This window comes from Spirosoma utsteinense (assembly GCF_014282275.1).
Taxonomy (GTDB): domain Bacteria; phylum Bacteroidota; class Bacteroidia; order Cytophagales; family Spirosomataceae; genus Spirosoma; species Spirosoma utsteinense.
On sequence record NZ_VFIA01000099.1, the window covers coordinates 1 to 4,582 of the forward strand.

Genomic DNA, 4,582 nt, shown 5'->3' on the forward strand with positions numbered 1-4,582 from the left:
CGTTTGCGGGCTGTTCTTGAAGCGTTATTCACGGGTCGGCAGACAGTCATCGAGTTGACTTGCTTTCCCTACATTCTGAATGCGTCTTTATGATTTTGAATTAGTATTAGATGTTTTAAATTCTAAGAAAACAACATCTTTAGGTGTTATCCTATATCCAATATTTAATTGTATAAACTCAGGTGCATTTGGGTCATTTGGGATAAGATTTCCTAACATCAAGAGTGTACTCCCAACAAAATACTTTTTATAAGTACTGTCTTGTTTGGCATATTGAGCTTTAACTTGTAGAGCGCTTACCATCAGTAAGGTCAAGGCGAACCAATAAATTCTCTTTTGCATATCGATACTGTTAATTGTTAAACGATACTGCAAAAGTAGAGTAGGAAGTTGCCATAACTCGTTCACTTAAGTTAAGAAATGAGCCCTACCTCTTGCTTTTTTCATGAATCCTTGCTCTTAACCTGCTTAATGATTGTGGTTTTATACCTAAATAACTTGCTAATTGATGTTGCGGAACACGTTGAATAAGGTCTGGTCTTTTTTGTAGTAAATTCAAGTATCGCTGTTCAGGGGAAGAAGTCTTAAACTCGTCAAAATTGATTTGCTGCTTTGCTAAAAGTTCTTCTGATAAAACTCTGCAAAGCGATTCAAATTTTGGGAATTTATTAAAACTATCAGCTTCCATATCAGGGTTTGTAACTATCAGAATTGTGTCTTCCACACAAGATATGTAATATCCAGAAGGGGCTTTGTTTATAACGCAATGAGGTGTCAAGCCTTCCATTTCTGTGTAGAAAGCGGTTGTTTTTTCTTCACCGTCTATTATGTAATATGTTCGTATACAGCCTTTTAAAACAAAATATCCTTCATTAGATTTTTGTCCTTCTTTTAAAAGAGTTGTGCCCTTTTTAATTGTCCGAAAAATGTCCAAAGAAGTGATAGAATTCTTTTCATCTTCAGTCAGAGAAACATATTTTGATATAAAGTCAAATAGTAAATTTTGCATTGTTTATTTTGTTATCACTGTCGTCTGTTACACTTGCCACCAACGCTTGACTATACGAACCTACACAAAAAAGCTTTCGTAAATACACCCAACTAGGGTGTATTTACGAAAGCTTTTGCTACCCTGATTTACTCGCTTCGCAAACTCTTCACCGGGTTCATCAGCGCGGCCCTTACACTCTGGAAACTCACCGTCAGCAGGGCAATGCCGATGGCCACTGCGCCCGCCAGAGCAAACATCCACCAGCGAATGTCGATTTTGTAGGCGAAGTCACTTAACCACTGGTTCATGGCGTACCACGCCAGCGGGGAGGCTATGACAATCGCAACCAGCACCAGCTTCAATATATCCTTCGACAGGAGCGTTACGATGCTGAGGACGCTTGCCCCCAATACTTTGCGGACGCCAATCTCTTTGGTGCGCTGCTCGGCCGTGTAGGTCGCCAACCCGAATAAACCCAGACAGGAAACCAACAGGGTCAGCAGGGAAAACCCGTTGAAGAGGGTAATCATGAGTTTGTCTTTTCGGTATTGGGCGGCAAAGGCCGCGTCCAGAAACGTGTATTCGAAAGGGAAGTTTGGGTAGTGTTTTTGCCAGGTCTCCTGTACCAGCGGCAACTGTTCCGGCTTCATTTTCAGGGTCAGGTTGGTGGGCGGAGCCGTATTGAACACTAGTATGAGCGGTTCAATGGCTGTATGCAGCGAGTGATAGTTGAAGTTCCTGACCACGCCAACAACCTTGCCCTTGTGCATAAATCCTTCCATTGGCTGGCCAATGGCCTGCTTCCAGCCCGCCAGTTTAACAAAGGCTTCGTTCACCAGAAATGCTCCATTTTTGTCGGCTTCCGAGCCTGCCGATACGTTCCGGCCACTCGCCAGTTTCATGTTCAGCAACGGCAAAAAGCGATCATCAATGGATAAGTAATTGCCCATGACTTCCCGTTTTTTGCCCGCCGATTGAAAAAAGGTCGTGGCTTTGACCAGGATGGCATCAGGCTTGATCCCCGACCCAAGCGACGCGTCCCTGATTTCGGTGCGTTGCCGCAACGCATGGGCGAGGGCATAGCCGTGGGTTCTGGCAAGCGAATCGTCAGGAAGGTGAACGGTTAGTACCTGCTCTTTGGTGAAACCCAGATCAACGCGCTGCATGTAGTTCAGCTGACTATGCGCCACCAACACCCCGATGATCATGCCCACCGCCAGCACAAACTGGAAGACGGTGATCGTTTGCCGAAGCCCGAAGCCGCGCCCCAACCCGCCCGCTTGCTTTCGTAAGACAGCCGCCGGGTTAAAGCCGGATAAGACAAACGCCGGGTAGAGTCCACCCAGCAGGGCCGTACTCAATAAGGCAATGCCCGCCATCATCAACCCGTCGCCCCAGGCTAGGTCAAGCTGAATTTGCAACAGGTCGTTGAAAAAGGGAACGGTGATGACCAACAGGACGATTGCCAGAACGACCGCCAGCAAACTCAACAGGAACGACTCCAGTAAAAACTGCCCGATCAACTGCTGGCGTAACGCTCCGCTGGCTTTTCGGATGCCCACTTCCTTCGCGCGCCCGGTGGCTCTGGCCGTCAGCAGGTTGATGTAGTTTAACAAGGCAATGACCAGCACAAAAACAGCCAGAAACAGAAAGAGATAGCCATATTGTTTATTGCCTTTCGGCATGTCGGCCATTTTCCCCTGACTAAAGTGGACGTCTTTCAGGAACTCGGTCTGGAACACAACGGCATAGCCCGTTGCGCCCACTTTCTTAAGTTCCGGCTGAATGTAGGTTTTGCTCAGTAAGGCCAGCTTCTGGGCAAAGGCATTTAGATTGGGTACTTGCCGGAACAGAACGAACGTATAAACCGGGAAATCATCGACGAGCCAGTCGGTGTAGGTTGTATAGTCTTTGGCCAGCAACGCACTGATTTTCATGTCGGCGTTGGACGGTAGATCGGCCATGACGCCCGTAATTCGATACAGTTTTTTGTTGCACAGGAATGTCTCGCCCAGCACACGTGTCCGTCCGGCGTACTTCCGGGCAAAACTTTCGGTTACAACCGCTGTGTTTGGCTCGGTCAGTGCCTGTGCCGCGTTTCCCTCGACGAATGGATAGGTGAACACCGAAAAAACGTCCTGCTCGGCATAGTACACATTGGGTTCATTCCGTAAATCAGTTCCATACCGAATGGTTGCCGACACCGGCTCGAACCGGGCGACCGTTTCCACCTCCGGGTAGTCCCGTTTCAACGCGCTGGCCAGTAAAATAGGGGAGGAGGCTACTGATATAGGGGCATCGGGGGTTGTCAGATTCACCGTTACCCGAACGATACGGTCGGCCTTTGCATGAAAACTGTCGTAGGTAAATTCATGCTTCACGTACAGCACCATGAGCAGGCAAGCGGTCAGCCCAACGGCGAGACCACCGGCATTCAGGCCCGTATAAAGTTTGTTCGTCCAGAGATGGCGACGAGCGATTTTGACGTAGTTAGCGAGCATACTTCACGTTTCTTACGGAGAGTAGCAAGATTCGTGAAGGGTTGGGTTTGAGGGTGTTAAAAGTTGTTAAGGGGGTTTGTATCAGGAACGAGCCGCATTGCCCCGGACTGCCCTAACTTCTGCTAAAATTCCGTCTATAGTCATGCTACTAAGCCCGTAACGTTCGGATAGCTCCGTGCACTTGGTTAGTGTTTAACGGTTAAGTTCACGGCTTATACTATCTACAAACTCGGCGATAGAAAACTGGTCTGTTTTGAAGCCAAACTTGCTATACTCAAGGTCTAAGATGGCTGTATTTAATGTTCGTATAATCTAAAAATTTTGCTAGTAGGAATATGAAGAATTTATAGTAGGTTATGATTTTGGTGTTTGATGCTTACGATTTGGCATTTGGCGTTCGGGCGCATTTCGGAGCACAAAGTTTCAATTTATTTCAAAAGTTCATTTGAAGTCCAAAGCTCCAAGTTTGCACGTCAGCCCGCCTAATGCGAAATCCATTTTATATGCAGTTTTACCTATGCTTAACAAGTTTGAATTCACTGTTGTCAAGTATTAAAATGGCGTCACCACCAATATGTGTCAGACCACCTCGGATTTCTCCTTCTTTGTAAGTCAATACAATAGGGTCAATAAGTGTGTATGAAATAACATCATAGTTCTCATCGTAAAGTCCGTCTTTACTGACAGGATAATTATTAAATAATTCCTTGTTGTAAGATGGTTGCATGGCTTTGATTAAAGCCTTTTCCGCGTTTAAAAATACTTTTTCTTGGTCAGGATAATTTTCTCCAAGTAATGAAGCAACCATGTCTTTTGTAGCTGCTTCATCTCCAAATGTTTGGATTTGTAAATTGTCTTGAAACCCGAAAGGAAGAATTACAATTTCATTTGCTGGTAATTGTTTTTTAGTCACAGGCGATTCCAAAGAAAGTATGTCTTGAAATGTCGAATGTCCTGTTAGTCGTTTTAGTATGCTTTGCTTATACTAAATCAGATTGATGATGACGTATTTTTGATGTACGGAAAACAACTTAACGCGATGACTTTGCCTGAATCAGCAAATAAGTCTTCTACAATCGCTTGAATTCGA

4 protein-coding genes are annotated in these 4,582 nt (G+C 45.5%); all 4 read right to left on the minus strand.

The genetic code is table 11. From position 1 onward, the window contains the following. Positions 1-87 precede the first annotated feature (87 nt). Entirely contained in the window at positions 88-342 is a 255-nt protein-coding gene (locus tag FH603_RS27610) for a hypothetical protein (protein WP_186742487.1), read from the minus strand. A gap of 85 nt (positions 343-427) precedes the next feature. Further along, positions 428-1,009 (minus strand): Crp/Fnr family transcriptional regulator, encoded by a 582-nt coding sequence (locus FH603_RS27615; protein ID WP_186742489.1) that lies wholly within the window; start codon positions 1,007-1,009, stop codon positions 428-430. Between the two features lie 128 nt (positions 1,010-1,137). After that, positions 1,138-3,492: an ABC transporter permease gene (locus tag FH603_RS27620; protein ID WP_186742491.1), complete on the minus strand. Its 2,355-nt coding sequence runs from the start codon at positions 3,490-3,492 to the stop codon at positions 1,138-1,140. A gap of 511 nt (positions 3,493-4,003) precedes the next feature. Continuing rightward, entirely contained in the window at positions 4,004-4,405 is a 402-nt protein-coding gene (locus tag FH603_RS27625; protein WP_186742493.1) for a hypothetical protein, read from the minus strand. Between the last annotated feature and the right edge of the window lie 177 nt (positions 4,406-4,582).

Excerpts from the sequence above, each read along its gene's own strand:
- FH603_RS27620 (WP_186742491.1), bottom strand. The coding sequence starts at position 3,492 with ATGCTCGCTAACTACGTCAAAATCGCTCGTCGCCATCTCTGGACGAAC.
- FH603_RS27610 (WP_186742487.1), bottom strand. The coding sequence starts at position 342 with ATGCAAAAGAGAATTTATTGGTTCGCCTTGACCTTACTGATGGTAAGC.
- FH603_RS27615 (WP_186742489.1), bottom strand. The coding sequence starts at position 1,009 with ATGCAAAATTTACTATTTGACTTTATATCAAAATATGTTTCTCTGACT.